The following is a 1687-nucleotide window of genomic DNA, read 5'->3' as shown; positions in this document are numbered from 1 at the left end:
AGTGATTGGGGGGAAAATTTAGGGATTTTTTCCCTGAAAATTAGGTAATTGACCACCTGAAAATGGGTAAAACCCCACACCCCACACCCCACACCCCACACCCTGCCCCCACGAAAAACTTTTTCAGCAGCCCCTAATTAGTGAATTTTTGCCCCAAAAATCTCACACCTTTGGAAAAAGTCCTTGACAATTACTAGAGGAAGGAGTAGGTTACAAACAGTTAAATTTTCTGAAGTCTTATGTCATTATCTAAACTTATCAATCACGGGGGGTGGAGAAGCAGAGCTTATCAAAGGCTCGGCTGAAATCCTTTTCCCTAGCCACGGTTTTTACCACTACCCTTGTGCTGAGTTCGGTATCTTCCGCCGAAGCTTTCACTATTTTCACTAATCGCACCGCTTGGCAAGCTGCCGTCGATGCCATCGCTGGCAGTGTCACCACCACCGATACTTTTAGCAACAACATCGCCTCTGCTCAAACAATAACACTGGATTCGGGCATCGTTTCGGCGAATTCCTTTCCACCCGCAGTTGCGTTTGAGGATAATAGCGTTAGTGGAGGACTTTTCCTCAATTCCACTGATGGAGATGCGAGTAGCGCTTCCACAACTATCACTTGGACTTTTCCCTCACCTGTGTTTGCCTTCGGAGCGGATTTTCTAAATACTAACCCTAACCAGCTAAACCTAACGGGAAATTTCGATGGTACAGGAAACCAAACTCTGCTTGTGAATAACAGTATCGGCGGAGCAAACGGCTTTCTGGGCATTATTGGTAACGCAAACTTCAGATCGATCGTCTTTGGAACTAATACAAATGATCTCGATATCTTCCAGATCGATAGCGCTTCTTTTGCCTCTGTTGCCTCTGTTCCCGTCGCAGTTCCTGAACCTGGTATGATCACAGGACTGGTGTTCTTAGGGAGTGGTTTAGTGGTGCGTCGCCTCGCTAAACGTCGTTAATCGCGCTTGGGGTGGGGAGACGGTCTAAAATTTCCCTAATTTCCCACCCTTTGCGGTTAAAAGCTTTAATTGTGCTGCTGCCTTTGTAATTCCTCGATCGCGTCGGGGGATAAATCGGTAAATCGGGCGATTTCTGGGATAGGAAAACCAGCAGATAGCATTTTTAGGGCAATTTGTCGGGCTTTTTCTTCTTTACCTTCTTGTCGTCCTTCTTGCAGTCCTTCTTGTCGTCCTTCTTGTCGTCCTTTTTCCTCGCCTTCCTCTAAAATATCTTGATAGATGACGGATTCTCTCATAATGTCACTCCGAAGGATTTTTTTAATCGTCTCCCGATTTAATACTAACCCAGCGAGAATACTGGTGGCGGCAGCGAGATTGCTTTGCACCTGTTTTTCGGGGATAGTTTCTAAAGAACGGGACACCTGACTTAACACCTGTTCGGGGTCATCAGTATTGCTGAGGACGGCAAAGGGTAATAAACCGGGATGATGGAAAAATTGTGGTGTATTTTCTTCCCAAAGACGGATGACTTGAAAAGAATGAAAGGTTTCCCCCAGACGGAAGGTATTTTCTTGTACTAGGGGGGAATCGCTGCGTCGCAGATAAATTACCACTTGACGCATTGGTTTTTGGGGATGACGACGATAGACGCGAATGCGATAATCGAGCATTCGGAAAGGAATCTTGGAGTCGGGGTCGGTTTGAAATTCGGTATGGAGAATTAGT

General features: G+C 46.0%; 2 protein-coding genes. One reads left to right on the top strand and one right to left on the bottom strand.

What is annotated here, in order from left to right:
• The first annotated feature begins 343 nt into the window (after positions 1-343).
• Positions 344-961, top strand: a complete 618-nt coding sequence (locus tag O9332_RS00635) for a PEP-CTERM sorting domain-containing protein (RefSeq protein WP_223213059.1) — start codon at positions 344-346, stop codon at positions 959-961.
• A 65-nt stretch (positions 962-1026) separates the two neighbouring features.
• On the opposite strand, the gene O9332_RS00630 is transcribed toward O9332_RS00635, so the two are convergent.
• A partial coding sequence (locus tag O9332_RS00630; protein WP_288023253.1) for an Rpn family recombination-promoting nuclease/putative transposase occupies positions 1027-1687 on the bottom strand: 661 nt, incomplete at its 5' end.

It is taken from the genome of Microcystis sp. LE19-10.1B (assembly GCF_027530565.1).
In the GTDB taxonomy this organism is placed as follows: Bacteria; Cyanobacteriota; Cyanobacteriia; order Cyanobacteriales; family Microcystaceae; genus Microcystis; species Microcystis aeruginosa.
The sequence above is the reverse complement of the archived record's forward strand: the minus strand, read 5'-3'. Positions and strand labels throughout refer to the sequence as shown.